The organism is Pseudomonas sp. TMW22091 (assembly GCF_022496705.1).
Taxonomy (GTDB): domain Bacteria; phylum Pseudomonadota; class Gammaproteobacteria; order Pseudomonadales; family Pseudomonadaceae; genus Aquipseudomonas; species Aquipseudomonas saxonica.
On the sequence record NZ_SCFI01000007.1, the window covers coordinates 156,903 to 181,591 of the forward strand.

General features: G+C 55.5%; 28 protein-coding genes and 1 tRNA gene. 12 read left to right on the forward strand and 17 right to left on the reverse strand.

The genetic code is table 11. From position 1 onward, the window contains the following. Positions 1-69: 69 nt before the first annotated feature. The gene (gene arsH / locus EQV93_RS15180; protein WP_240891841.1) at positions 70-768 is read right to left on the reverse strand and encodes an arsenical resistance protein ArsH; all 699 of its coding nucleotides are present in this window, start codon (positions 766-768) and stop codon (positions 70-72) included. Positions 769-821: 53 nt separating this feature from the next. Next, complete coding sequence (locus EQV93_RS15185) at positions 822-1,169, reverse strand: metalloregulator ArsR/SmtB family transcription factor (RefSeq protein WP_240891842.1); 348 nt, start codon at positions 1,167-1,169, stop codon at positions 822-824. A 172-nt stretch (positions 1,170-1,341) separates the two neighbouring features. Between EQV93_RS15185 and EQV93_RS15190 the strand changes: the two genes are divergently transcribed. The 3 genes from EQV93_RS15190 to EQV93_RS15200 all read left to right on the forward strand — a co-directional run bounded on the left by EQV93_RS15190 (position 1,342) and on the right by EQV93_RS15200 (position 4,191). Next, entirely contained in the window at positions 1,342-2,130 is a 789-nt protein-coding gene (locus tag EQV93_RS15190; RefSeq protein WP_240891843.1) for an SDR family NAD(P)-dependent oxidoreductase, read from the forward strand. Positions 2,131-2,473: 343 nt separating this feature from the next. Continuing rightward, entirely contained in the window at positions 2,474-2,902 is a 429-nt protein-coding gene (locus EQV93_RS15195; protein WP_122783146.1) for a DUF2231 domain-containing protein, read from the forward strand. Beyond that, the gene (locus EQV93_RS15200; protein ID WP_146386777.1) at positions 2,899-4,191 is read left to right on the forward strand and encodes a PQQ-dependent sugar dehydrogenase; all 1,293 of its coding nucleotides are present in this window, start codon (positions 2,899-2,901) and stop codon (positions 4,189-4,191) included. The genes EQV93_RS15195 and EQV93_RS15200 overlap by 4 nt, the downstream gene beginning before the upstream one ends. Before the next feature lie 45 nt (positions 4,192-4,236). Here the strand turns inward: EQV93_RS15200 and ku are convergent, their stop codons facing one another. The 4 genes from ku to EQV93_RS22410 all read right to left on the reverse strand — a co-directional run bounded on the left by ku (position 4,237) and on the right by EQV93_RS22410 (position 9,135). Next, positions 4,237-5,127, reverse strand: a complete 891-nt coding sequence (gene ku, locus EQV93_RS15205; RefSeq protein WP_122783144.1) for a non-homologous end joining protein Ku — start codon at positions 5,125-5,127, stop codon at positions 4,237-4,239. Positions 5,128-5,137: 10 nt separating this feature from the next. Continuing rightward, complete coding sequence (gene ligD, locus EQV93_RS15210; protein WP_146386775.1) at positions 5,138-7,630, reverse strand: DNA ligase D; 2,493 nt, start codon at positions 7,628-7,630, stop codon at positions 5,138-5,140. 91 nt (positions 7,631-7,721) lie between these two features. Further along, positions 7,722-8,933, reverse strand: a complete 1,212-nt coding sequence (locus tag EQV93_RS15215; protein ID WP_122783142.1) for a YeeE/YedE family protein — start codon at positions 8,931-8,933, stop codon at positions 7,722-7,724. Between the two features lie 67 nt (positions 8,934-9,000). Next, positions 9,001-9,135, reverse strand: a complete 135-nt coding sequence (locus EQV93_RS22410) for a hypothetical protein (RefSeq protein ID WP_272492655.1) — start codon at positions 9,133-9,135, stop codon at positions 9,001-9,003. Positions 9,136-9,185: 50 nt separating this feature from the next. Here EQV93_RS22410 and EQV93_RS15220 point away from each other — a divergent pair, with 50 nt between their 5' ends. Continuing rightward, on the forward strand, positions 9,186-9,602 hold the full coding sequence (locus tag EQV93_RS15220) for a (R)-mandelonitrile lyase (RefSeq protein WP_122783141.1): 417 nt from the start codon (positions 9,186-9,188) through the stop codon (positions 9,600-9,602). 159 nt (positions 9,603-9,761) lie between these two features. Next, entirely contained in the window at positions 9,762-10,388 is a 627-nt protein-coding gene (locus EQV93_RS15225) for a hypothetical protein (RefSeq protein ID WP_240891844.1), read from the forward strand. A 34-nt stretch (positions 10,389-10,422) separates the two neighbouring features. Here EQV93_RS15225 and EQV93_RS15230 read toward each other — a convergent pair whose 3' ends face one another. The 7 genes from EQV93_RS15230 to EQV93_RS15260 form a co-directional block, all read right to left on the reverse strand. Next, entirely contained in the window at positions 10,423-11,040 is a 618-nt protein-coding gene (locus EQV93_RS15230; protein WP_240891845.1) for a DUF2931 family protein, read from the reverse strand. Positions 11,041-11,127: 87 nt separating this feature from the next. Beyond that, positions 11,128-11,790 (reverse strand): DUF2931 family protein, encoded by a 663-nt coding sequence (locus tag EQV93_RS15235; protein ID WP_240891846.1) that lies wholly within the window; start codon positions 11,788-11,790, stop codon positions 11,128-11,130. Between the two features lie 70 nt (positions 11,791-11,860). Beyond that, positions 11,861-12,523: a DUF2931 family protein gene (locus EQV93_RS15240; protein ID WP_240891847.1), complete on the reverse strand. Its 663-nt coding sequence runs from the start codon at positions 12,521-12,523 to the stop codon at positions 11,861-11,863. Positions 12,524-12,528: 5 nt separating this feature from the next. Further along, on the reverse strand, positions 12,529-14,136 hold the full coding sequence (locus tag EQV93_RS15245; protein WP_240891848.1) for a T6SS phospholipase effector Tle1-like catalytic domain-containing protein: 1,608 nt from the start codon (positions 14,134-14,136) through the stop codon (positions 12,529-12,531). Positions 14,137-14,346: 210 nt separating this feature from the next. After that, positions 14,347-14,652: a DUF6482 family protein gene (locus EQV93_RS15250; protein ID WP_122783137.1), complete on the reverse strand. Its 306-nt coding sequence runs from the start codon at positions 14,650-14,652 to the stop codon at positions 14,347-14,349. A 14-nt stretch (positions 14,653-14,666) separates the two neighbouring features. After that, positions 14,667-15,377: an SDR family NAD(P)-dependent oxidoreductase gene (locus tag EQV93_RS15255; protein WP_146425687.1), complete on the reverse strand. Its 711-nt coding sequence runs from the start codon at positions 15,375-15,377 to the stop codon at positions 14,667-14,669. Continuing rightward, entirely contained in the window at positions 15,374-15,916 is a 543-nt protein-coding gene (locus tag EQV93_RS15260; protein WP_240891849.1) for a DUF3833 domain-containing protein, read from the reverse strand. The genes EQV93_RS15255 and EQV93_RS15260 overlap by 4 nt, the downstream gene beginning before the upstream one ends. 274 nt (positions 15,917-16,190) lie before the next feature. On the opposite strand from EQV93_RS15260, the gene EQV93_RS15270 reads away from it, so the two are divergent. Further along, the gene (locus EQV93_RS15270; RefSeq protein WP_122783134.1) at positions 16,191-16,775 is read left to right on the forward strand and encodes a hypothetical protein; all 585 of its coding nucleotides are present in this window, start codon (positions 16,191-16,193) and stop codon (positions 16,773-16,775) included. Positions 16,776-16,810: 35 nt separating this feature from the next. Here EQV93_RS15270 and pdxR read toward each other — a convergent pair whose 3' ends face one another. Further along, positions 16,811-18,211, reverse strand: a complete 1,401-nt coding sequence (gene pdxR, locus EQV93_RS15275) for a MocR-like pyridoxine biosynthesis transcription factor PdxR (protein ID WP_240891850.1) — start codon at positions 18,209-18,211, stop codon at positions 16,811-16,813. A gap of 87 nt (positions 18,212-18,298) precedes the next feature. Between pdxR and EQV93_RS15280 the strand changes: the two genes are divergently transcribed. The 4 genes from EQV93_RS15280 (at position 18,299) to EQV93_RS15295 (ending at position 20,675) form a co-directional block, all read left to right on the forward strand. Further along, the gene (locus EQV93_RS15280) at positions 18,299-18,745 is read left to right on the forward strand and encodes a GNAT family N-acetyltransferase (RefSeq protein WP_240891851.1); all 447 of its coding nucleotides are present in this window, start codon (positions 18,299-18,301) and stop codon (positions 18,743-18,745) included. Further along, complete coding sequence (locus EQV93_RS15285; protein WP_240891852.1) at positions 18,742-19,362, forward strand: FMN-dependent NADH-azoreductase; 621 nt, start codon at positions 18,742-18,744, stop codon at positions 19,360-19,362. Before EQV93_RS15280 ends, EQV93_RS15285 begins: the two co-directional genes overlap by 4 nt. Before the next feature lie 27 nt (positions 19,363-19,389). Beyond that, on the forward strand, positions 19,390-19,821 hold the full coding sequence (locus tag EQV93_RS15290) for a carboxymuconolactone decarboxylase family protein (RefSeq protein ID WP_146386759.1): 432 nt from the start codon (positions 19,390-19,392) through the stop codon (positions 19,819-19,821). Positions 19,822-20,402: 581 nt separating this feature from the next. Beyond that, complete coding sequence (locus EQV93_RS15295) at positions 20,403-20,675, forward strand: DUF3077 domain-containing protein (RefSeq protein WP_122783189.1); 273 nt, start codon at positions 20,403-20,405, stop codon at positions 20,673-20,675. Positions 20,676-20,891: 216 nt separating this feature from the next. Here EQV93_RS15295 and EQV93_RS22465 read toward each other — a convergent pair whose 3' ends face one another. Continuing rightward, a complete protein-coding gene (locus EQV93_RS22465) occupies positions 20,892-22,091 on the reverse strand; it encodes a T3SS effector HopA1 family protein (protein ID WP_146386757.1) in 1,200 nt (399 codons plus the stop codon). A gap of 336 nt (positions 22,092-22,427) precedes the next feature. Between EQV93_RS22465 and EQV93_RS15305 the strand changes: the two genes are divergently transcribed. Next, entirely contained in the window at positions 22,428-22,832 is a 405-nt protein-coding gene (locus EQV93_RS15305) for an antitoxin Xre-like helix-turn-helix domain-containing protein (RefSeq protein WP_146386755.1), read from the forward strand. Then, a complete protein-coding gene (locus EQV93_RS15310) occupies positions 22,826-23,518 on the forward strand; it encodes an RES family NAD+ phosphorylase (protein ID WP_146386753.1) in 693 nt (230 codons plus the stop codon). Before EQV93_RS15305 ends, EQV93_RS15310 begins: the two co-directional genes overlap by 7 nt. Positions 23,519-23,845: 327 nt before the next feature. Here EQV93_RS15310 and EQV93_RS15315 read toward each other — a convergent pair. Both EQV93_RS15315 and queC read right to left on the reverse strand, forming a co-directional pair. Next, positions 23,846-23,921: transfer RNA gene (locus EQV93_RS15315), tRNA-Lys, on the reverse strand. 74 nt (positions 23,922-23,995) lie between these two features. Further along, complete coding sequence (gene queC / locus EQV93_RS15320; RefSeq protein WP_122783126.1) at positions 23,996-24,688, reverse strand: 7-cyano-7-deazaguanine synthase QueC; 693 nt, start codon at positions 24,686-24,688, stop codon at positions 23,996-23,998. Between the last annotated feature and the right edge of the window lies 1 nt (position 24,689).

Below are 24,689 nucleotides of genomic sequence, written 5' to 3' on the forward strand. Positions count from 1 at the left end.
GCACCGGCTGGTTTTAACGGGGGTTGCAGGTCAGCCCACCGGGGCCGGCTGACCGTATAGGGTTGCCCTTCAGATCGACCGCTGATTGACACGGGCCATCAGTTGCTCAGCCGTTTCCTTGCGCTCTGAGTAACGGTCCACCAACGTTGCCTGCTGATCACGCAACAACAGGGTAAATTTAACCAGCTCTTCCATCACATCCACGAGCCGGTCGTAAAACGGTGATGGCTTCATCCGGCCGCTGTCGTCGAACTCCATATAGGCTTTGGGTACCGAAGATTGATTGGGAATAGTGAACATACGCATCCAGCGGCCCAATACACGCAGTTGGTTGACCACATTGAAGGACTGCGAGCCACCACAGACTTGCATCACCGCCAGGGTTTTGCCCTGTGTGGGACGAACGGCACCCATCTCAAGCGGTATCCAGTCAATCTGTGCCTTGAAAACGGCCGACATTGCGCCATGCCGCTCCGGCGAGCACCAGACCTGACCCTCCGACCACAGCACCAGCTCGCGCAGCTCTTGTACTTTCGGGTGCTCGACCGGGGCATCGTCTGGCAACGGCAAGCCCGAGGGATTGAAGATGCGCACCTGAGCACCGAAATGCTCAAGCAAACGGGCGGCCTCCTCCACCATCAGACGACTGAAAGAGCGTTCGCGGGTTGAGCCGTACAACAAGAGAATGCGTGGCGGGTGATCAGGCCCGGCCGAAGTCGGCAGGCCTTCGAAAAGGGATACATCGAGGTTGGGCAGGTGTTCTGACATGGCTCCTCCTGAAGAGCGTCAAGCATTAAACAGGCGGCGAATGGGTGGGCTCGTCAGCAGCGGGATGCTTCACGAACCGGGCGGCCTTTCATGTGTTGCAGCCGCGAAGTGTTGTCCTCAAGCCATTGCGTATTGGCTTCAAACGTTACGTGCAGGATCTCGCGAACCCACTCGGGAAGATCCGGATTGAGACGGTAATAAACCCACTGACCTTGACGGCGATCCAACAAAAGGCCGCTGCTGCGCAGCTGTGCGAGGTGACGGCTTATTTTGGGTTGGCTGTCGTCAAGCGCGCACATCAGTTCGCACACACACAACTCACCTTGATGAGCTATCAGCAAGGTGGCGCGGGCGCGGGTTTCATCGGACAAGCTCTTGAATACATCGCAGGGTGTGATCATCAGAGGCTCTTTACATGCGGATAACCGAATATACGGATATCCATATATATCTGGCAACCCCTGCGATTCAAACCCCTAGTTCGAACAGACGATGTGGCCCATAGCATCGCCCAGCACAGTTTCTTCATCTATTCGCCTGCCCTTGCAGCGAACGACTGATGACGGAGACAGCATGGGAACGCTTGAAGACCGAGTGGCTATTGTGACCGGCGGCGCCGCGGGCATTGGCCGCGGCATGACACAAGCCTACGCTCGCGCAGGTGCGTATGTGCTGATGGCTGATATCAATGTAGCGGCGGGCGATGAGTGCCTGAGCAACTTGCCTGCCGAGCTGCGCAAGCGGGTCAGTTTCATGCAGGTGGATGTCAGCGATAAAACGCAGGTACAGGCGATGGTGGCTCAAGCGGTCAGCCGTTTTGGGCGTCTGGATATTCTGGTCAACAATGCATGGCGCGGCTCGGGGTTTGCTCGCCTGGAAGAGCAGACCGACGAACAACTGCGCGGTGCTTTTGACATGGCTGTGATGGCGGCCTTCTGGGCCATGCAAGCCGCTCTCCCGCATTTCAAGCAGGCGGGTGCAGGGCGAGTGATTAACCTGTGCTCGCTCAACGGTGTGAATGCACACCTGTACAGCGCCGATTACAACGCCGCCAAAGAGGCACTGCGTACGCTGACCCGTACCGCTGCGCGTGAGTGGGCGCAGTATCAGGTGTGTTGCAACGTTATCTGCCCGGGTGCAGCCAGCGACGCCTATCAACGCTTTGCCCGTCACCATCCTGAGAATGCAGCCGAGATGGCCAAGGCTAACCCCATGGGGCGAATAGGTGATCCGCTGACCGACATTGCTCCGGTGGCGGTTTTCCTCGCCAGTGACGACAGCCGCTACCTCACCGGCAATACGTTGTTTGTCGATGGCGGCGCGCATATCAATGGGGTTCAGTGGGCGCCAAAGCTGGCGTGATACAGGCGGTCGAGATTCACCTGCCGCGTAGCCGCTGACGAGGAACGAAGGCTGCGATCGACGATGCAATCGTCGCAAAAGCTAAACCCCGTCAATGCGAGCATGCCTGATGTACCGAATTGAATGAATTTGCGACGGCTACGCCGCCGATCGCAGCCTCGCGGAGCTCGTCAGCGGCTACACGGACTTAGCACATCCTGACGTGGCTACCGACACAAATAGATACCTGTTTCATTGAACTTTCGCCAACTCACCACGATCCGTTCCTTAGCACGTTAGCGCGACCTTAAGGCCAGTGCATACGCACTGAAACCGGCGGGTCGTACAACAACAAGGAGCCGTCGTGACCGTTTCAGCCCCCCTTACCTTCCGCTGCACGCCCTCGCCACTGCACGCCACCCTGCTGGCCGGGACCGTGCCGCTGTTTATGGGTGCAATGTTCAGCGACATTGCCTACTTCAATTCCTTTCAAATTCAATGGAGTAATTTCGCCGCTTGGCTGATCGCGGGAGGATTGTTGTTTGCCGGCCTGGCCCTGCTGTTTGCCTTGGTCAATCTGGTCAGGGCGCAGCCCAAAAGCGGCCGTCCGGTGATCTATTTTCTGTTGCTGCTGTGCACCTGGGTACTCGGGTTAGTGAACGCGTTTGAACATGCCAAGGACGCCATGGCGACCATGCCGTATGGCTTGCTTCTTTCAGTCATTGTCACCGTGCTGGCCTGTGTGACCACGTGGGTCGGCCTGACCGGTCTGCGTTCGGGAGAAGCGAAATGAAGCCTGAAAATGCACTCACAGTGATCGCCATGGCGGTGTTGTTAAGCGCATGTGGCGGTGAAGCCGACAGTAAGCTGGCGGTGGGCCCGAATCCTAATTTGCCCGAGCCACAACGTGGCCTGTTGCCCAGCATGAAAATTGCCGAGCCGGTGCAATGGGCCGAGCAAAAGCCCACCGTGCCCAAGGGGTATTCGGTCACGGCGATTGCCACTGATCTGAAAATCCCGCGTCAAACGCTGGTGTTGCCCAATGGCGATATTCTGGTGGCCGAAGGCCGCGGCGGTAATGCCGCCAAGCTCAAGCCCAAGGATGTGATTGCCAGCTATATCAAGGCGCAAGGCAACACTCAGGTCAAAGGCGGCAATCGCTTGACCTTGCTGCGTGATGCAGACGGCGATGGTGTCTACGAGGTCAAGTCGGTCTTCGCTGAAAACCTCAATGCGCCCTACGGACTGGCCTACGCCGATGGCAAAATCTACGTTGCCAATCAGGACGCACTGGTGCGTTTCGATTATGAAGACGGTCAAACCAAGGCCAGTGGCCCCGCCATCAAGCTGACTGACCTGCCCTCGGCCATCAACCACCACTGGACCAAGTCACTGACCATCAGCCCGGACGGCCGCTCGTTGTACGTGGGTATCGGTTCCAACAGCAACATCACCGAACGCGGTCTGGAGGTCGAAGCCGACCGCGCGCAGGTGTGGCAGATCGACGCCCAAACCGGCGCCCACAAACCTTATGCCACGGGGCTGCGCAACCCTACCGCGCTGACCATTGAGCCCAATACCGGCAAGCTCTGGGTTGTGGTTAACGAGCGGGATGAACTGGGCCCCGACCTGGTACCGGACTACCTGACCTCGGTGCAGCAAGGCGGTTTCTACGGCTGGCCGTATAGCTATTGGGGGCAGCACGCAGATCCCCGTGTGCAGCCGCAAAATCCGCAAAAAGTGGCCGCTGCCATCAAGCCTGATTACAGCCTGGGTTCACACGTGGCTGCACTGGGCGTGGATTTTTCCATCCCGCAACTGGGCACGCAATTCGCTGAAGGCGCCTTTGTGGGTGAACACGGCAGTTGGAACCGCGATAACCCAGTGGGCTACAAGGTGATTTTTGTACCCTTCAAAAATGGCAGCCCGGCGGGTGATCCCGTCGACTTTGCCACGGGCTTTCGTGACGCTGACGGCAAAACCCGCGGGCGACCAGTCGGCGTGACGGTTGATCCAAAAGGCGCCTTGATCATCGCCGACGACCTGGCCAATACGGTGTGGCGCGTTACGCCTGATAAATAATTGATGCACCGGCAGGGCGGACTGGGCCGCCCTGCTCTGGTGAACTCAGGTGGCTTTTTTACGGGCCGGGCTGCGCCGATTGGTGGCGGCCACCGGTTTTTTCTTGCTGGGTGCCGAGGTTTTCCCGGCCTCACGGGCAGGCGATTTTTTACTGTTCAAACTTCTTTTCAGCAGCTCGGTCAAGTCAATCACATCGGCCGATTTCTGCTCATCTGCATCCCCCGGCGTCTCGACATTCTCGATCTTGCCATCCCGCGCTTTGGTTTCAACGAGTTGCATGATCTGGTCTTGAAACGTATCGACGTATTCCTCTGGCTGCCAATCAGCCGACATGTCCTTGACCAGTCGCTTGGCCATATCACGTTCACTTTTGTTGAGTGTGACCTCGGTAACAGCCTCGGTCAGCTCGAGCGTGTCCAGACTGCGCACCTCTGCTGGCCAACGCAGCAGAACCAATACCAGCGCCGATTCAACCGGCATCACCGCTGCGAGATGTTGCGTGGTACGAATGACGACATGAGCCAAGGCGACTTTGCCAGTGTCTACCAAGGTTTGTCGCAACAACGCATACACCTTCTCACCTCGCTTCTGCGGCGCCAGGTAATAAGGCGTATCGATGTTCACCAAAGGGATTTGAGCACTGTCGACAAAGGCAAAAATATCAATGGTCTGTGTTGAATCGGGGTGCGCAGCGCGTATCTCTTCTTCGCTGATGACCACGTAACGACCTTTTTCAAAGGCCACACCTTTAACGATATTTTCCTTGGTGACTTCCTTGCCGGTCGCTTTGTTGATGCGTTTGTAACCGACCGGGTCCATGCTGCGCTTGTCCAGCCAGTCGAAGTCCACACCTTGTTGGGAGGTGGCAGACACCAGCCCCACGGGGATGTGAACCAGTCCAAAGCTGATAGCGCCCTTCCACAGAGTTCTCATCATCACGACTCCCTTATTCGTCCAGACCGATGGTTTTACGCATGTTTTTGGTGATCATCTGCCGGGTCTTTGCGTAATCGGCCCAGGGGTCCTTTGAAAGCGATGCCAGCCGTTTGGGCAACGTTTGAATCGTCCACGCATTGGCGCCCTTGATGTCGCTCAGTTCGTCTTTGGCAATGGGCACCGACACGGGCAAGCCCTCCCGTGCACGAACGGAATAAGCATTAACAGTGGTTGCCCCTTTGCCGTTGCGCAGGTAATCGATAAAAATCTTGCCCACCCGGTTTTTGGGCCCGGCCACCGCCGAAAAGCGCCCCGGCATCAGCTGAGTCATGTACTTCACCAGCTCATGGGTGAAGGTTTTAACCCTCTCCCAAGGGTCTCTGCGCGTCAGCGGCACCACGATATGCACGCCTTTGCCGCCGCTGGTTTTAATAAACGAAGTCAAACCCAGTTCATCGAGCAGGGTCAGGATCAGCTGAGTCGCTTCGACCATGCTTTTCCACGGCAAAGCCGGGTCAGGATCCAGGTCGAGCACAAAGCGGTCGGGACGCTCAAGCTCAGGCACTTTCGCATTCCAACTATGGAACTCCACCGTGTTCATCTGCACCGCCTCAAGAAGCGCATCAGCGTTGTTGATGACCATCACAGACTCGCCCTGGGGAGCGTCGACACTGGACAGAGGCAAACCGTGGGCGTTTTTCTGAAAGAATAATTCTCCTGCGATGCCCTCCGGCGCGCGCACCAACGCCACCGGGCGATCTTTTAACGTGGGCAGGATCCAGTCCGCCACACTGACGTAGTACTCCGCCAACTGGCGCTTGGTCGCGCCACTGCTGGCATCGATGACCCGCTCTGGATGAGTGAGCTTGGGGTGATTGCCCGAAGGTGTGGGTTTGGCGACATCGCGGGTGATGTTTTTGACCGGCTTGTCATGGCGCAGCCCTTGAAATACCGCATGGCGAACAGCGCCATCCTGAGTGATTCCTGCGTAGGCGATTTGTGCCAGTTGTTGCGGTTTTAACCAGTGAACCCCCTTTGCCTCAAACCCGGTCGGCGGGTTCACAACACTGGGTTTTTTAATTTCCAGCGGCTTGAGTTGTGCATGCACCGATTGCAGGGTCTTGCCATCGAATCCCGTACCCACTTTGCCGGCATAGCGCAGCTCACCACTGTCCTGGTCATGCAGCCCCAGCAGTAAAGCCCCAAAATACTGGCGACTGCCTTTGGGCTCGGTGAAGCCCACCACGACGAACTCCTGCCCTTGCTTGCATTTGAGCTTGATCCAGTCGTCCGAACGCTTGGACACATAAGGGCTGCCCGCGCGCTTGCCGATCAAACCCTCCATATTCATTTGGCAGGCACTGCGCAGCAGGCTTGGGGCATCTTCGCAGAAATCGTCGGAATAACGCAGGGCGGTATTTTTATTGCTTTTGAGCACTTTTTGCAGCGCTGACCGACGCGCTTCCAGCGCCACGTTGCGCAGGTCTGCTCCATTGAGATAGGGCATGTCGAAGAGATAAAAGATGATGTCGCTGCTTTTATCAGCGTCGAAGGCATTTTGAAGCTGCTGGAAATTGGGGACGCCCTGACTGTCGAGTACGACCACTTCACCGTCAAGCCAGGCTGACTCCAGTTTCAACGTCGCGATGGCCTTGGCCAGCTCGGGCAACTTTGCAGTCCAGTCATGGCCATTGCGGGTGAATAGCTTGACCTCACCTTTATCGACCCGGGCCAACATGCGATAACCGTCGAATTTGATTTCGTATAGCCAGTCGCCAGCGGGCGGGTGTTCAACCAGCGTCGCCAGCTCAGGTTTCATGCTGTCAGGCTGCGGGCCGGCTGTGGCGCCAGTCAGTTGCCCAGTTGCGATGGGCTTGGCAGGTTTGGACGCAGGTTTGCTGGCCTTTTTTTTGCTCTGTGTAGCAGCCGCCTTGGGCTTTTTCTCACCAAGGGTGCGGTCGCTGAGCACTGAATCTGGCATTGCCTGGGTCACGTCAAACTCAGACGCCGGCCTGGCCGCATCGTCCTGATGTTTGATCAAAAACCACAGTTGCTTTTTGCCCTCCTGATTAGAGCGCACAAGATTCCAGATGCCCTGAAGTTTCTCGCCCTCCAGCTCAAACTTGAGCCGGCCTTTTTTAAGCAGCGCCACTGGATCACCGACAGGCTTCCACACACCACGATCCCAGACGATGACATCGCCCGCGCCATAATGCCCCTCGGGGATATGCCCCTCGAAAGAGGCGTAATCCAGCGGATGGTCTTCAACTTCCACTGCCAGACGTTTGACGTGAGGGTCAAGGCTCGGTCCTTTAGGCACCGCCCAGCTTTTGAGGGTGCCTTGCAGTTCGAGGCGAAAGTCATAGTGCAGATGGCTCGCATCATGCTTCTGGATACAGAACTGCAGGGCATGCCCAGATGATGTTTTCTTGATCGCGCCGGACGGCTCAGGAGTCGCCGAAAAATTGCGCTTCTTTTGGTAGTCGTCCAGTGCGTCAGTCATACGCAATCCTCACGTTGTAAGCGTGTGAGGGTCGCAATGGGGCAGGAGTTCCTTCTATTTCACCACCGTTATAAACGGTGATCAGCTGTACTCAGCAACCCCCCAATACCAGTTTCTTCCGTTCGGGCCCAAAGAAGAATGGCCGCAGACGCACGCCCACGCTGTTGCCGATAAATGCAGCCACCAGCCACACCCAGCCATGCAGGCTGCCTGAAGCGATGCCACTGAAATACGCGCCGATGTTGCAGCCGTAGGCCAAGCGAGAGCCATAGCCCAGTAGCAGCCCACCCATCACCGCTGCGACCAGCGAGCGGGTGGGGATCTTCAGGCTGGGGGCGAAACGTCCGGCCAGCCCTGCGGCCAATAGCGCGCCCAGCACGATACCGATATCCATGACGCTGGTGATGTCTTCCCAAACTGGTGCCGCCAGGGCCTTGGCATTGCCCGGCATCTGCCAGAAACCCCAACTGGCGACATCGACGCCCAGACCACTTGCCGCCTTGGCGCCCCACAGTGCAAATGCCGAGGTAATGCCCCACGGCCGACCCGCCAGCGCCAGCGTGGCGTAATTGAGCAACGCCAGACCGATCGCCCCCCACACCAGCGGCCACGGCCCGCGCAAGAAACGGCGCACACCCTGATATTCACTGGTCACACCCGCTTCAAGCGTGCCATGACGCGCTTTTTCCAGCCGTACGGTCACCGCCGCGATGATCGCAAACACGGCCAGGCTCATCAGCAAGGCTGGCACGACACCCAGCGTCTGGACAATGGACGTTGCCGGGAACGAGGGCAACGCGAACCACCAGTCGACGTGGTGAGTGGCAATCAACGACCCACAGATAAAAAAGAACAGCGTCACCAGCATGCGCGCATTGCCCCCGCCCACGGTGAACAGCGTGCCGGATGCACACCCGCCGCCGAGTTGCATGCCAATGCCGAAAATAAACGCACCGAACACCACCGACACCCCGATTGGCGCCACCAGCCCGACAACGGGTTGGCCGAACAGCGTCCCCGCCCCCAGTGCGGGGAAAAACAGGACCACCGCCACCGCCAGCATCACCATTTGCGCACGCAAACCGGCGCCCCGGCGATCATTGATAAACACCCGCCAGGCCGAGGTAAAACCAAAGGCGGCGTGATACAGCGTCAAGCCCAACGCGGCGCCGACGATCAACAACAGAACTTGGCGCGAGCCGACGCTGTTTTGCAGAAATACAGCGCCCAGCAACAGAAGAACAAAAGCCAGCCAGGGCGCGAAGGATTTGCGCTCAGGTGACAGAGTAAGAGAACGGCTCATGAAGAATCCCGGTACGGTTGATTGGGTGTAATAGCGAAGGTGCGCAGTATACCGATGAGCGAAGCAATCAGAGCGCTTGCAGAGCTTTGCGGTACGGCAGTGCAACATAGGCTGCGGCGCCCAGGAAGAACACATCGGCGGTGCTGACGTAGTACTCACCCAGGTCGACCTCACAGAACCCAGCGACGTTCAGGGAGGTCATACCTGAAATTTCAGCTTTACTCTGCTGCACTTCCCCTTAGGAGCACGCTTATGAAAATCACTCGTGTCGGTTCGACGCCTTCGCAAAAAGGCCCCGCCGACTGGTTCACCGGCCACGTGCGCATCGACAGTCCTTTTCAGGGCGAAGAACCGGCACGTATTGCCGGCGCTATCGTCACGTTCGAGCCGGGTGCACGTACCAACTGGCACACGCACCCTCTGGGTCAGACGTTGATTGTGACTCAAGGCAAGGGATGGACCCAATGTGAGGGTGGCCCAAAAGTGGAAATTGCGGCGGGTGACATCATTTGGTGCCCCTGCCAGCGACGTCATTGGCATGGCGCCACGGCAACCACCGCCATGACGCATATCGCCATTACCGAGTACCTCGACGGCAAGAATGTCGACTGGCTGGAGCCCGTCAGTGATGACGAGTACCTGGCTGACGTGTCTCAAGACCGTTCGTAATAGCGGATTGTGAGTGCGAACTCCGGGGAGCGGATGCAGGTAACGCCCCCGGAGTCGCAGTAACCTTGTGTGTCAGCCAGCAGAACAAAACTTAAAGAAATAGCCTTCAGCGCCGATAGTGCCTTCCAAGTAACTCACCCTTAACAATGGAAGGTATAGATGGCCACCGCCAAGGAAAAGCAAGATAACGCTCGCGCGATATGTTTACTGGTGGGGTTTGTTGTATTTATCCCCTTGATGATTGTTTCGTTTTTCCGGTATCAAACATTTAAAACCACCTACACCGAGAATGAATACTCGCAACGCATTTTCGATATTGGCAACTTGGCCCCAGCCTTCATTACCGCCGGATCATTTCTGTTGCTGGCCTATATCGTGTGTGCATATTCATTCGGCTCACCCATAGGCTATGTACTTGGCCCTATTGCCTTGATCGGCACCGGGCTGATCTGCGTAAAAATTGCCCAATCCATCGCCGCTACTTATTTCGGTGTCTTCGTGGACGCCTTCAACAATCGCGTACTGTTACCCAAAGACATGGCCAACTACTCAATCATTGATTACTTCAACCTGAAATTCATCACTGACTTGGGCACTCTGGAACAAGTGCCTCTGGACCAAGTCAGAAAGATCACCCGCCAAGGCGGTAAACAGCTGTTTATCCATGGCCGATTTGGCTCGCGCGGCATGAGCTTTTCAAATAAACAGAAACGCGATGAATGCATTTCTGCCATTGAAGATGCGGCCCGAGTGTCCGCGTCGCTTGAGTTTGAAGACGCAGCTTAAACCTTCCAGGTGCGGGGTATACCTGATGGGCACATTACCAACTGCCATAGGGAATGCCCCAGCGCTCAACGTAGCGTTTGGAGTTTTCGTCGATGGGGTAAGCGTAACGTCCTTGATTTCGCCCTTGATACGGGCCTAATGGCTCCACTTGAGCCTGACCCTGGTCGACCAAAACAAAGTTCGAGCAATTATCCTGCACCCAGACCCGAATCACCCCGCCTGGCGCCAAGCCTAAAGTGAGTGATGCGTAATAACTGGCTTGTTGCTCAGGCCAGGCAGGGCATCGGCGGGCTGTAGAGCCACGCATGATGCTGCGAGCGTTTTCAGAGATATTGACCCAACCGCTGTAGGTAGTTTGTTCAATGATGGACTGCCATCGTATGTAAACAATTTTGGGTAGATCTGCTCCGGTCATGGTGTAGACATTACCTATTTCGTGCTCCCAACCTCTCGCATACTCCTTATCCAACGCTTGGTTGTTAGCACCCAACCCACCGCCACTCGGCCCTCTGATTAATCGTCCTTGGATGTCTGCAACGGTGATTTGCTCAATCCAGCCTTGCATGAAAGACGGCCCTACAAAGTCAATGCTCCAGGTATCGCTTTTAGGGTCTCCAGCCCCGGACAGCGGGTCGGTTTTGCAGGCAGACATTATCAATAGGCTCACCAACACGAGAGCTGTTTGGAGTCGTTTCATCACGCTACCTTTGCGAGGTCAACAGATGCCCTGATGGGCACATTACCAACTGCCATAGGGAATGCCCCAGCGCTCGACGTAGCGTTTGGAGTTTTCGTCGATGGGGTAAGCGTAACGTCCTTGATTTCGCCCTTGATACGGGCCTAATGGCTCCACTTGAGCCTGACCCTGGTCGACCAAAACAAAGTTCGAGCAATTATCCTGCACCCAGACCCGAATCACCCCGCCTGGCGCCAAGCCTAAAGTCAGTGATGCGTAATAACTGGCTTGCTGCTCAGGCCAGGCAGGGCATCGGCGGGCTGTAGAGCCACGCATGATGCTGCGAGCGTTTTCAGAGATATTGACCCAACCGCTGTAAGTAATTTGTTCAATGATGGACTGCCATCGTACGTAAACAATTTTGGGTAGATCTGCTCCGGTCATGGTGTAGACATTACCTATATTTGTGCGCCATCCCCGTGCGTATTCCTCGTCCAGCCCCAGATTATTAGAACCGAGTCCACCACCACTCGGCCCCCTGATTAATCGTCCTTTGATGTCTGCAACGGTGATTTGCTCAATCCAGCCTTGCATGAAAGACGGACTTCTGTAGTCAATGCTCCAAGTATCGCTTTTAGGGTCGTCAGCCCCGGACAGCGGGTCGTTTTTGCAGGCAGACACCATTAATAGGCTTACCAACACGAGAGCTGTTTGGAGTCGTTTCATCACGCTACCTTTGTCTGCACTTGGGAATGATGGGGCCAAGGAAAGCAGTGCGCAGAAGCCCCGATGAGCATCACCAACTGCCATAAGGAATACCCCAGCGCTCAACGTAGCGTTTTGCGTTTTCGTCGATGGGGTGAGCGTAACGTCCTTGATTTTTCCCTTGATACGGGCCTAAAGGTTCAACCTCGGCCTGTGCGCGTGCGATCTTATGAGGAAGAATGCAGTGATCCTCTACCCACACTCCAATAACACCTCCGGGAGCAACCCCTACATTGATCGAGGCCAGTCTATTCAGTGGGCGACCAGGAAATTTCGTGCATTTACGTCGCACAGAGTCGTACATCATTCTGCGAGCTTCCTCGGGAATTTCGATCCAGCTCTTATAGGTCTTTTGTTCAATGATGGACTGCCAGCGCACGTAAATACGTTTTGGCAAATCAGCGCCACTCATCGTATAAACATCCCACCCACCATCCCTATACCAGCCTCTTGCAACTTCTTTTTCAATGTGTTCATCGCCCGTACCGAGCAAGCCCCTTGGGCCAACAGATCGCCTACCTTTAACATCCTCAGAAACGACCAGCTCAACCCAACCCTGCATATAAGGCGGACTGAAAACGTCAAGACTCCAGGCTTTACTCGGCACAGAGCTATTACTGAGAAAGGAGTCGTTTTTGCAGGCTGTCAGGGCTAACAGACTGAGCAGTAAAAATACTGTTTTAAGTGGTTTCATAATGCTCACGTTGTTCGCACATGGGGATGGCGAACGCGTATTCCGTTCTCCATGGGGGAGTTGATGTAAAGCAGCGTGATGGCTTTACCTCTGGCTTTGGCCAAGGGATGGTTCCAATGGGCTGAGGTGTGAATATAGCGGCGTCGCAACAGCCTTTCTTCTGTAGGTGTAACGGAGTAATCACCCGCAACAAACCGTTCACACAGTGGTTCAAGCTCCTCGGGTATCTGATATTCAGGTTTATCTTCGATCTCTTTTAACGGTACTTGCTTGGCCTTGGCCAACGCATGCATTACTCGAAAATACACCAGAGATAATTCACCTCGCACTTCCCTTCTTATTTGCAAGCCCGCATAAACCCGTTTTCGTGGCGGGGCCATACGGTCCTCAATGTCTGGGGGGAGTCGCTCTGCCTTGGGTGTCACTATATGCAGCGCATCCGCGGGCCAGCCCTCGGCGATCCAGCGTGCTTTAGCTTCCACTGCATCACGATAAATCGATGTGTCGGTGACGTCCTGATCCAGCGCCACCTCAAGCGCTTGCAGAGGCGTGACCATCAGTTCTTCTTCCAACAGTGCTCGATAGCCCCCGCCGATGTCCGAGTGCACGCCCGGCAACGTTATTTCCAGATGATCGGGGCCAACTTTACTTAATGCGAAGTTAAAGCGCTTTTCATCACGGGCGACCAATTGCACCACGTTATTAATCCGGTTCGGCCTTAAGTACAGTTGCAGAAGAGGGATATGCTTGCTGCTTAAATTGCCCAGGTTGTCCCACCCCACAATGGAGGCGACGGTATCAAACAGGCCGACAAACCCCAGCTGAACATCGGTATAAGGCGCAAAACAAGCACTGAATTTAAGCTGGGAGCGGTCCATGAGTTCACGCCAATAACCCTGAGTACCACTGGTGACTTGGTTAACAAAGTGACGAGCAGCGGCTGCACCCCGGCTAAAACCAAACACATCAAAGGTCACGGCGCTGATCTCGGCGTCCAGATGCAAACCACTAAGGCTTTGCATCCATCTGAGAAGCTGCTGAAACATTTCCCCCACGCGCTCTTCAACTCCGGTCTCGCCACGCCCCGTACCCGAACCGATCCAGCTGTCCTCCTCGCCGCGTACAGTGCCAATACCGTCCATATAAAATCTGCGCTGCAGACTTCTGCGCTTACTGCTGCCTTTCAACACTTCATCTGAGTCATACAGGTCTGATAACAGCGCCACATTACTTAGATCATTGCCATAACTACTCTCGGAATCAGCCATATACGCTTTGCAACTACCGTCCAGGTCCTCCGCCCGCACAGGGTGATGGGCCCCGCAACGTTTGCCGTCGAAGGTATTACTGGCGTTGTTGCCGGTGCCGTCAAAGAACACACCAATGCGCAAGCTCAGATCGAACTTTTTGGCGCGCTCTTCGCGCTGTTTTTGCTCGTAATAGTCAAAGCACTTTTGGTGGCTGGCCGCATCGGCCGCCATGACAGGGTCATAGCTGCGGTTTATAACCTCTAGATCAGCCATTTCTTTGGCAGTCATGTCGTCGAGGTATTTATAGCCCCCCTCCCCCCCTACATGGCGCCAAATTTTGCGGGGTGCATTTTTCTTAGCCATGCGCGTCCTTTAGCCGCCGTAAAAGCCTGAACTCTAGGTAAGTGACGCGAAAACTTATGTAGGAGCGAACTAATAGATTACGAAAGATGAAGACTTTTTTGTCGTAGGACATACCGCAGGCTGTAAGCTTTTAACGCCACCCGGGTGCGGTGCTTGATCGCAGCTGTGCTAATCATCGAGCACCGCTACCGACGCTCAGCGTCGTCCGTTTCATAAGGGTGTAGTGAGCGAAAAAGGGATACGCATGTCTTCCACAGGACCTGTATCCCGGCCGCACATTTCGTCGTGCACGCAGTGCTGCACCAACACGCAAGGAAATTCCGGCACGGTCTGCAGCAAGTCACGCAGTTGGGTGATCGAACGCAAGTGCATCGGCTTGGCCGTATCGTCAAGCAAGGTGAACAGGCCGTTATCCAATCGGATCCGCGCCACATAAAAACCACCTTCGAGAGACAGCAATTCCAGCTCCTGAATTTCGCTATTAATCGCACGCTCCATAAGGGCCTTCAGGTTCATGCTTCACTCCTTGCCTACCAGGGTAGGCGTTCTCCATCGTAGGCAAAGAAATGGCCGCTGTCGGCCGGCGTCAACTGGTCAATCAAGGTCAGTAATTGGTCAGCCGCAACGTCTGCCGGGCGGGCGTTGGAGGCGCCACGGAAAGGTTGCGACAACCCGGACACAACCGTGCCGGGGTGCAGACTGAGCAAACGGCTCTGCGGGCAAGTGCGCGCCAGCTCGATGGCGGCGGTCTTGATCAGCATGTTCAGCGCAGCCTTGGAGGCGCGATAGGCGTACCAGCCACCCAAACGGTTGTCGCCAATGCTCCCGACCTTAGCCGACAGCATCGCCATCGCTCCCTTGGAATCGAGCAGCGGCAGAAAATGGCGCAACACCAATGCGGGCCCCAGTGTGTTTACTTGAAACACGGCCTGCAGCGCCTCCTGCTCGATCGCACTGAAGCTTTTTTCCGGTTTGATCCGGTCGCGATGCAGCAGGCCGGCAGCGTGTACGATCAGTTGATACGGCGCTTCGGTTGCCAGTTCGGTGGCGGCGCTGGCAATCGTTTCGGGGCGTTCAAGGTCCAGCTCGGGAAGGGTATGACGCCCCAGCTCGCGAACCCCGCCGCAGCGCGGATCCTGTTTGAGTTGTTGGCAAAATGCCGTGCCGAGGGCGCCACTGGCGCCGATCACCAGCGCACGATAACCGTCGCCCAGCGAAGCCATGGTCCATGCGCGGTTCATTGGCTCTCTCCGACGCCCTGGCGCCGGAAGAACAACGTCACCTGGCCGACCTCTACCCCAAACTTGGACATGCGGGTGCGGTTGATCAACGTGTCCTCGTCCATCAAATACATCCAGTCGTCCATGCTCATTTCATAGGTAGAGTCGTCGACCGGCAGGTTCAGGCGATAGCGCCAGTGCAGCGTGTTTCCAGCGACTTGGCCTTCGGCGACACCCACCACATCATCCGCGCGACCGCTCCAGCGCCCCTGCCCCTCTGGCGTGAGGGTCCAGACGCGGCGCTGGCGGGTACCGTCGCTGTACACAAAGCGCTCGTCGAGAATCAGGTTGTTGCCTTCGTGGCGGCTAACAATATTGACCTCGAAACGCTTGGCCACCTCACCGTTGCGCTTCTGAAACATCCCCCAGGCTTTGACGGGCTGGCTGAAAAAATGCTCCAGATTCAATGCCGGTTGCTGATCCGCATATCGGGCGACATCCACACTGGCACAGCTCGCCACGCCTAATACCAGTGCCACTAACAGCAGAAATCGTGTCATTGCCATACTCCCCAAGAACCCAGACGATGGGTTGAGTGTCGACCCATAAAGTTATACAACTTGCATAATATGTATAGGTTATCGACGCCTGATGAGCTGAAGGAATTCATGCAGAGCCCTGGAACTATCACGCAAAGCGCCCAGCATGGCGGAGGATGTCATGACCAGATTCTGTTCCCTTTAACCTGAGACAGTACGGTGGGGTTGCCTTCAAGGCTGGCACGACTCAGATTACGCACAAGGATGTAACTTCTGACTTTCCAAGGTGGAATAGATGTTGAACAAAGCCCTGAAACGCAACACCCTCCTCGCCCTTCTCTCTGCTGCCTTGGCCCCTGTGATCATGGCTGCCACACCTGAAATGCCCAAGGGAATGACGGTCAAAGAGCTCATGCCCAGCGAACCATTCCCATCGACTTACCCCGGATTTGAAAGTCAGAAAAGCAAGTTTCCGGCGCAACTTGAAGGCAGCGGCGAGTTCGAGGTCACGCGTATTGCAAGCGTCTGCGCCGATCCAGATAACCCGATCAATTTCGCGATGGAAGCTGAGCATTTCATTCGAATGGGTAACAAGCCGGTGGCCGCCGTGCTGGAAAAACGCAACATCGATTGGGAGATGTGTGACGCCTCGGTGGTTGGCCAAAAACTCAAGGTGGTTCGTTTGCAGCTCTTGGGCATGGGCTGTGGCTTCCCTTTTTTGGGCCAACAAAAGATCCCTGTTGACCAGATCAGTCAACATGCCTGCTTTTACTTGCCCGTTGTTGAGTACAACGGCAAGGAGCAACTGATGGCCAGCGATGCGCTGCAAGGCTTCGAGGGTTTTGCTATCGAGCGTCTGAGTGCTTATTTGAATAAGTAAAGACCAGCACATTGATCGACACGGCCCAAACATGCCTACATGATTTGAGCCAATCGAAGTGCCACAACCGCCGCCTGTTCGGCGCTGATAATATTCGTGAAGCCGAGTACCAGCCCATGCCTGGGCTTGCCTTCCAAGTACCACTGTGAAAGCGGTTCAACAGCGATGCCAATGGCATGGGCACGCTGAGCGAGCTCACTATCATCACCTTCGCAAAGGCCTGCGACCAGATGCATGCCGCCCAATTGAGGGTTGATCTTCAAGCGGTCGCCGAATTGTTGATGCAGTGCATCGACCAGCCATTGACGGCGGCGCGCGTAGAGGGTTCGCATTTTCTTTAAATGCCGACCGAAATGCCCCTCGTTGAGAAAAGCGCTGACAGTCGCCTGAAGCAGGTGTGGGCAGTGGTTGTGCAGACGATCCGCCTGACGGGCGAATGCTTGGCTCTGTTCGGCTGGCACAACCAGGTAGGCCAAACGCAAGCCTGGAAACAGTACCTTGCTGAAAGTGCCGGTATAAAGCACGCGGCCCTGCTGGTCGAGGCTCTTGAGGGCTGGCAAGGGCTTGCCTTGATAGCGGTATTCACTGTCGTAATCGTCCTCAATAATCCAGCTACCCTCGCAGTTGGCCCAGTCCAGCAACGCCAACCGGCGCGGCAGTGATAGCGATACGCCCAAAGGGCTTTGGTGGGTAGGAGTAACCACTGCGAAGCGGGCATTCGGTGCACGGGCTATACCTTTCGCGACATCCAGGCCCTGGTCGTCTACAGGAACCGGCACCAACTGTGCGCCAGCTTCCAGTAGGGCGTTCCTGGCCATGAAATAGCCGGGCTCTTCAAACCAGCATGTATCGCCCTGGCGCATTAACGTGTGGCTAATCAGGTCGAGGCAGGCGCGATAGCCGGCGCACACAAAAACCTGATCCGGGTGGCAGGTGATACCCCTCGAAATCCCCAGATAGGAAGCGATGGCTGAGCGCAACGGTGCATAGCCTTGCGGGTCCGGGTAGACGAGGCCTTCGAGCCCAGTCTGGCGCAGCTGACGACCCGCTAATCGTGTCCAGAGCTTGCGGGGAAAAGCATCAAGCGCGGGAAGACCCATCTGCAGTGCAAGCGGCAGCGTCCCGGAATGGGTGGCCTGGTACGACGGCGAAGCAACCGGGGCGCGAAGTGTTGTCGATGGAACAGGCGCCAGTTGTGGTGTCACAAACGTCCCGGCTGCCCCGCGAGCAATCAGGTAGCCCTCGCCTATCAGTAACTGATAGGCCGCTTCTACAGTACCGCGCGCCAGATTCAGCTCCGCCGCCAGGGCGCGAACTGCAGGTACCCGATCCCCTGGGCGCAGGCGGCCGTCAGCGATGGATTCACGAAATCGCTGATAAAGCTGGCGATAAATCGGCGCAGGCTGGCTATGGTCCAACTGGAAGGAAACGATCATGGCCTAGTCATTTATGCATTTTTTGGCCCTGTAGTTTAGGCCATTACGCCCCTAAAGTGGCCCATCTCTCTTCAACGGACGACGGATATGCCTTACACGCTTCAACATCTCGAGAGCGAGGAAGCCTTTCAGGCCAGTTTCGACCTAATGCTCGTCTTGCGGCCCCATGTCGCCAAACCGGCTACCTATGTGGCGCAATTGGCTCGGCAGACTGAGCAGGGCTACCGTCTGCTAGCCGCATGGGGCGGTGAGCACATCGTCGGCCTGATCGGATACCGCGAGCTGGAAAACCTGCTCTACGGGCGGTTCATCTACGTCGATGATCTAGTGGTGAGAACCGACTTTCAGGGCAGAGGCCTGGGAGAGCGGCTGTTGACCGCTGTTCGCGATGAAGCCGTGCAACGCGACTGTGATCACTTTGTACTGGATACCGGATTGCATATGCCGTTGGCCCAGCGCTTCTATTTTCGCCAGGGGCTGCTGGCGCGTGGCATGCATTTCACCGAGAGCCTACGGGCAGGGAGCCTGGCATGAACAATGTCCTGCTGATCAACGCCAGCCCGTTTGGGCAGAATTCCCATGCGAACCAGTTGGCACTGGAGCTGGTGACATCCTTGCGGTACCGGCATCCGAAACTTGAACTGGTTGAGCGCGACCTGGGGGCGGATCCGTTGCCACCGCTTGGTATGGACTACGCCCAGGCTCTGACCACGGTCACGCCTTTCGACTCGCCGGTGTTTGAGTGTTCCGAAGTGCTGATCGGCGAGTTGGAACGCTGCGATATCCTGCTCATTGCCACCCCGATGCACAACTTCACGCTCCCCGCCGCGCTCAAGCTCTGGATCGATTACGTTCTGCGCATACACCGGACATTCAGTACACATTCAGAGGGCAAGACCGGTCTGTTGAAGGACCGCGCTGTGTACGTATTGGTTGGTTCCGGTGGCTTTCACCAGGGCGAGCGGGCAAGCCAACCGGATTTTCTAACGCCTTACCTCAGCCAGGCGCTCAACACCCTCGGCTTGCTCAACCTGAAATTCACGTATCTCCAAGGGTTGGTGTTTGGTGAAGAGGCGGTCCAGGCAACAGTAAAAGATGCCCGAACCCAACTGTCACTGGATCCGCTGTTCGACAACCTCGTTGACGTCTAATCACTTTTTCTACACAGGATTTTCACCATGAGCCAACTGAGGCTGCCATTTCCTTCCCTGTCGCCTGCAGCCTACCAAGGCCTGCTCGCCACCAATACGGCGCTGGCCACGAGTCCGTTAGGCTTGCCGCTGCTTGAACTGGTGTATTTGCGCATCTCGCAGATCAACGGCTGCGCTTTTTGCCTGGGCACACATTCGCAGACCCTGCGCGAATGTGAGGTGCCGCAAGAGAAGCTGGATTGTCTTGCAGGCTGGCGAATCAGCGAACACTTTAACGAACGCGAACGCGCTGCGCTGGCCTGGGTCGAGACACTCACCTACATCAGCGAGAAAGGCGCGCCAGATGAGTTATACGATCCTTTGAAAACGCACTTCTCCGACGCCGAGATTTCCGATCTGACTTTAGCAGCGGCCTTGATGAATGCCTTTAACCGGCTGGCGGTGGGGATGAATCTCTAAGAGAAAGAGAGGGCTGGCTGAATACGATTATGAGTCGTATGAATGTTGCCCTTACTCCACTCCCTATTTGACCCCGTTCACTTCCTGGCACTTATTAACCAATCTGAAGACCGGGCTATCGCCCTCGTAAAGAGGCATTGGTTGCCATGGAACAGAAGATTCTGGGTAATAAGCCGTAGGTGAACCGTTGGGGTGGAACAGTACAACAACACGCGGTTGCACTTTAAGTACCCCAGCGTTAACCTTTCGACTTCGCTGCACATCAGCGAACGGGTTTGACGGCCCGATCAACAATAGGCGCACAGGCGCCCCCATTACGATTGCAGGCGCTTTTTTTTGCGTCTGCATCTTCGTCAATGGCGGCTGTGCGTGGGAGACCTTCGGGTCTGCCGGGTTTCCTATTGTCCCGGTCCGTCAACCTGCGCACAGCTGCCACCCTAAATCGTTTGACGGCGGTTAGTGGTAGCTCCTCAACAATAGGAGTAATGCCAGATGCACGCTCTCAATCCGTTCAAAAAATGCCCGACGCCTACTGTCGCCCTGCTCAACGTCCAACCCCTCGACGCAAAACGAGGTGCGCTATGAACATCTCACCGTTGATCAAAACCGTTGGCGGCGCCACCTTTGGCACCTGCAACGCAGAGAACCAGCGCCTGTTCAGCGTCATTGCCGGTGTCTCGGGCGAGGAAGCCCTGCAACACGCCTCTTTGCTGTTGAACTGCGTCAACAGACTCTCGTACCTGGGCGCCATGGACGATGGCCACGAAACCATGCGTTGGGCGTCGCACTACCTCAGCGAGATGGCGAAGGCGATCATTGATGACGTGACCCTGGGGCTGCAAGACATTCCCTAGCGGTGCGGGTTGAGCTCAAACCACGTGGGCAACCCTATCGCTACAAGGTGGGGTGGCGCCCTGCGGCTGACTAAAGCCTTGGCCGGTTACTAAACACTGATCACACCAGATTTGGCGGACAGTAATGGATCAGCAATAAACGGCGGATATCGACACTACCTTCACGGGGATCAGCGCCACCATTAAGTGTTGCCAGCGCTCCCTGGAGGTTGAGGTCTAGTAGCGCTGTGTGAGCAGAGCTGGATTGAGTACGTTGTAACCGCGCGCCTGCAAGACTCGAGGCAAAGTCCGCTCAATCGGGGTATCGGTGAGCAAAGACTGAGCGACCGCTGCCGCAATCAGTTTTGCTCTGGACTGGCCGTGACTACTCGAATCACCCTCAGCTGTCTCAGAGTACGCAATGCCTTTGCCCACTCGGTACATGCCACTGGGGGTATGCTCAAGAAAGGCGGGTTCCGCCAGCAGCTCACTAAGCTTTTTATCGATCTCCTGGGCATGTTCCACTCCAGCACTGGAAAGGTAGATCACCGCCTGGTCAGTACGACTGCCGAGGTTTTTCGGGCCCATGATCTTGGCCTGATGAAGCCACCCTCGATTGTCGTCACTGAACAACTGGGTCAGCGCCTTGGCAAGCTGATTAAAGTGCGCCTTATTGATATTGATGGTTAACCGCGCGCCCACTTTGGCGCGCGCAGCGTGGCGTTGTGCGAAGTCCTTGGGCAATACGCGAAAGGCTACAGCTCTCTGCAAAACGCTATCGGATTGCGAGGACAGGGCCACGGCCTCACTACCTTGCACCAAGATGTCGACGTTCTCAGCGCTAGTCGCCAGCGCCTTGATGTAGTCCACAAACTCCCGCTGTTCATTTTCATTCAGACCGCTGACATCGGCAGGCTTGTCGTGGCTGTAACGCATGTAAGCGAATTTCTCCACCCTATCTTCCAACAACTTCTGATAGCCAAGCGCCTCAGGTGTCCACCTTTTACCGTTCTCCCGGTAATTTCTTTTAATATCCTGGATCAGCACCTGTGCAGCAGATCGGCTGCTGATGTCTTTAAATGCTCCTTGCGCAAGAAGTAGCAACGATTGATAGCTATTGTTAGACGTCGGGGTGTTAAGCGTCGTGGGGTGTTTTTCCGGCAGTGCCGATCCTGATGGCCGAAGCTCAGTTGTGCTGTACGTTGTCTGTCGCGGAACGCCCAATGATTCTCCGGAGTTCATCACTGGGTTATGAAGAAGTGACGGGGGTTTCGCAGATGAAGTGATATTTAGATAGGCTGTTCCTAGATCCAGTTTCGTCACGCTCGACGAGTTCGCGTCCGCGAAATCTTCTCGTGATGCCTCGTGATGCTTGGCCCTCTTACGCTTATCCTGTGACTCATACACGTAGCCTGACGACGATATGATTCGTTTCACGTAAGCCTCCATTCGTTCGGTCGCACCACCTGGCTTCGACGTTTACTGCCGCGCCGCAAGTCAGGGACGATATCGAACCACGGCTGAATTCCCGGAGGCGTTGAACAATTCATCGGCTCACGCCTTTCATTAAAAACTAGCCTAGATTCCGTATTCTGCCCAGTCAGTCACAATGACTGACTTGCCGCTACGCCACAGGGCTACGTTGAAACTGATTACGAGGTAAGGGACTTATAACGAATGAGTCGAAGCGTGAGGGATAAATATTTTCACCCTTGATCTGCAGATCCACTCTAACTATATTTGAATCTGCAGACTCATCATCAGGAGAGAATAATGACCACCACTCACTATGCCCAAGCCTTCACCAAAGATCAGTGCGTGGTCGGACTTCGAGTGGCTGTGAATATTCTCGAAAAATGGCAGGCATCGAGTGAACAGGCCTGCCGTATTTTACGAATCTCTCGCAGCACCTATACCCGTGCCAAACAGCGCGACGCAGAGTGGTCTGTGGGGCTGGATTCAGATCAAATGCAGCGGATCAGTTTCGTACTGAATATTCATGCAGCACTTCGCCTTGTCTTCGATAACCCCGAGAACGTCTATGGCTTTCCAGCCATGGCCAACAATAATGACTTTTTCAATGGCCGCACCCCGCTGGAGATCATGTCACAGGGAGACATGATCTCTCTGTACGAAACCTTTCGCCGGATTGATGTGCTGCGCGGTTCGCAATGGTGATTTTGAGTGAGTTGGCGAATCTTCACACAGAGCAGTTGCAAGCCTATCGTTTGGTCAACTCAAAATTCCCGCCCATTGCCCTGTTCGACGATGTTGCCGGTGCTGACGAATTCGATGCCCTCTATCAGATTCAGGCGTTGACCAATCCCAGGCTGCAAAATGAGATCGGTCGTATCGAGTTAATACCGCGGGCAGAGATTCCGTTTGGTATCACGGGCTGCTCTTATGCGACTGCTCCGTTCACTCATGTCAACCCGCAGGGTTCACGCTTCAGCAATGGCAGCTTCGGTGTGTTGTACCTTGCAGCCACGATGGAAGCGGCACTGGCGGAGGTCCATTATCACCAGGATAAATATTGGTCCAACGTCCATGGCCTCAATTACGAGCGCTTCGTTTTTCGGGGACTTCGCTGTTCGTTTACTGAGGAATCAATGAAGGACGCGACTTCGCTCCCTATGAGCGATCCAATCTACGACCCTGACGATTACACGTATGCTCGTTCTCTGGGCAAGGCCGTAAAAGACGCCGGATACAAGGGGCTTCGATACAACTCTGTACGCTCGCAAGGAAGCTACTGCTGGGCGCTCATGACCCCAAAAACTGTCTCATCGATTGTTCAATCAGCCCATTACGAGATGATCTGGAATGGGCAAATCACGAGCGTAAACAAAGTCAGCGAAGCCTGAGCGCATTACAAACAACGAAGCCAGGTGCAGCGCGACCTTCCCCCTCCCCTGCTACAACACCTTTGGCACAGACTCAATGTCCTTCTTAGCAGTTATGCATTAATGCTGGACCTTCACTCGCCTGTAAATAGAGGCTGAGTTGAACATGAATAGGCCACGCCTGAGACACAGCCACCCATTCGTTTGATCGAACAATCGCCAGAACTCCAAGACGTCTGCACGTCTGCAAGGAAATGAACGGTTTAAAACCGCACGTCTCGCCAAATCTCAGGCACAAAAAAGCCGGTAAACCCTGAGGATTTGACCGGCTGTTTTGGTGTAGCGATATGGTGGGTCGTGTGGGATTCGAACCTACGACCAATTGGTTAAAAGCCAACTGCTCTACCAACTGAGCTAACGACCCGCTTCGTTGTGGGGCGTATAATACTGATTTTTAAGGATAATTCAACACTTTGTTGGATTTAATTTCGAAAACCTTCAAAAGTAACGGGTAGGATCGGCGATTCCTGCGTCTGCAAAGCCTTGCGCGCGCAGTCGGCAGCTATCGCATTTACCGCATGCACGGCCTTGCACGTCGGCCTGGTAGCAAGAAACGGTCAATGAATAATCCACTCCCAGCTTTGTACCTGCCGCGACGATTTGCCCCTTGCTCAGGTTTTGCAGCGGCGCCTGGATGCGAAAACCATTGCCCTCTACACCCGCTTTGGTCGCCAGATTCGCCATGACTTCGAACGCTTCAACAAACTCGGGACGGCAATCGGGGTAGCCCGAGTAATCCACCGCATTAACACCGATAAAGATATCTCGCGCTTGCAGGACTTCTGCCCAGCCTAATGCCAGCGACAGGAACACGGTGTTACGTGCCGGCACGTAGGTCACCGGAATGCCCTCACCCAAGGTTTCGGGCACATCAATTGAGCTGTCGGTGAGCGCAGAGCCGCCAATACCATCAAGGTTGAGGCCTATCACTTTGTGCTCAATGACGCCCAGGTCGCGGGCAACTCGCGCAGCAGCCTCAAGCTCGGAGCGATGGCGCTGCCCGTAGTCAAAGCTCATGGTGTAGCAGCTGTAGCCTTCAGCACGAGCCATGGCTACAACCGTGGCCGAGTCAAGGCCGCCTGACAGCAGAATGACAGCGCGTTTTTGCGTAGTAGCAGTTTGTTCAGTCATA